We start from the raw sequence: 1155 nt of genomic DNA, 5'->3' as shown, positions 1-1155 counted from the left end.
CCACAGCATTTCCAGGGTCCTGGCCAGGTCGTCCATCATCTCGTCGGTGTGGGCCGGCGAGGGCGTGAAGCGCAGGCGCTCGGTCCCGCGGGGCACGGTGGGATAGTTGATCGGCTGGACGTAGACGCCGTGCTCTTCCAGCAGGATGTCGCTGATCATCTTGCAGTGGACGGGATCGCCCACCAGCACCGGCACGATGTGGCTCTCCGACGGCATGACCGGCAGGCCCGCCTTCATCAGCTTGGCCTTCAGGGCGGCGGCGCGCTCCTGATGGGCGATGCGGATCTCGTTGTGGTCCTTGAGATAGCGGATCGAGGCCACCGCGCCGGCGGCCAGGGCCGGCGGGATCGAGGTGGTGAAGATGAAGCCGTCGGCATAGCTGCGGATCGCATCGACGATCACCGCGTCGGCGGCGATGTAGCCGCCCATGACGCCAAAGCCCTTGGCGAGCGTGCCCTCGATGATGTCGATCTGGTCCATGACCCCGTCCCGCTCGGCCACGCCGGCGCCGCGGGGGCCGTACATGCCCACCGCATGGACCTCGTCCAGATAGGTCATGGCATTGTACTTTTTGGCCAGGGCCACCATCGCCTTCATGTCGGTGATGTCGCCGTCCATCGAATAGACGCTCTCGAAGGCGATCACCCTGGGCGCATCGGCCGGGGCGGCGATCAGCAGCTCTTCCAGATGGGCCAGGTCGTTGTGACGGAACACCCGGCGCTGCTCGCGCTTGCCGGCCCGGATGCCGCTGATCATCGAGTTATGATTCAGCTCGTCGGAGAACATGATCAGACCCGGCAGGATCTTGTAGAGGGTCGAGAGCGAGGCCTCGTTGGACACATAGCCGGAGGTGAACAGCAGGGCGGCTTCCTTGCCGTGCAGGTCGGCCAGCTCGGCCTCCAGCTCGACATGATAGTGGGTGGTGCCGGAAATGTTGCGGGTGCCGCCCGAGCCGGCGCCGGCCTCGTCGATGGCCGTGTGCATGGCGTCCAGCACCACAGGGTTCTGGCCCTGGCCCAGATAGTCGTTGGAGCACCAGACGATCACCTCCGACGAGGCGCCGTCATCCCGCGTCCAGGTCGCACGCGGAAACGCTCCACGGTGACGCTTCAGGTCGGCGAAGACCCGGTAACGTCCCTCGGCATGGATCTGCTC

General features: G+C 65.9%; 1 protein-coding gene. It reads right to left on the bottom strand.

All coding sequences use genetic code 11. The features are described from left to right. The coding region (hemA, locus tag Q7J39_RS02545; protein ID WP_304820098.1) for a 5-aminolevulinate synthase at positions 1-1155 on the bottom strand (1155 nt) is incomplete at both ends.

It is taken from the genome of Phenylobacterium sp. (assembly GCF_030651185.1).
Taxonomy (GTDB): domain Bacteria; phylum Pseudomonadota; class Alphaproteobacteria; order Caulobacterales; family Caulobacteraceae; genus Phenylobacterium.
Note: the sequence above shows the minus strand (reverse complement) of the source record. Positions and strands in the feature narration are given on the sequence as shown.